Genomic DNA, 525 nt, shown 5'->3' on the forward strand with positions numbered 1-525 from the left:
ATATAATAGCGAATATATTCTGACAGTTTTTTTCCTCTGTAACTAACTTCTTACAAATTAGCCCATTTGTCAAGAAAAGAGACTTATAATTCACTTATCCTTTACATTTCAAAAAAAAAAAAGGAAAGAGGATAGTCCTCTTTCTTTATTTCGCAAATACTCCTGAAACAATACCCATAATTTTTTGGACAACTTCTTCAATTGATAAAGAAGTTGTATCTAATTCCAATGCATCATCAGCTTTTTTCAAAGGAGAAACTTCGCGTTCTGAATCTAATTTATCACGCCTAGCAATGTCTTCTTTTAACTGCTCTAAATTAGAATCGAAACCTTTATTCATATTTTCTAAATATCTTCTTTCCGCTCTTTCTTCTACAGAAGCAAGCATAAAGATTTTCACTTCAGCATCTGGTAGTACATGTGTACCAATATCACGGCCATCCATTACTACGCCGCCTTTTTCAGCTAATTCTTGTTGACGACGTACCATTTCTTCACGAACAAGGCGATGCTTTGCTACAATAG

1 protein-coding gene is annotated in these 525 nt (G+C 33.7%); it reads right to left on the reverse strand.

The genetic code is table 11. The features are described 5' to 3' along the window. Positions 1-145: 145 nt before the first annotated feature. The coding region (gene cmk / locus AC1DTM_RS31260; RefSeq protein ID WP_477001796.1) for a (d)CMP kinase at positions 146-525 on the reverse strand (380 nt) is incomplete at its 5' end.

This window comes from Bacillus sp. P4_D3 (genome assembly GCF_056401855.1).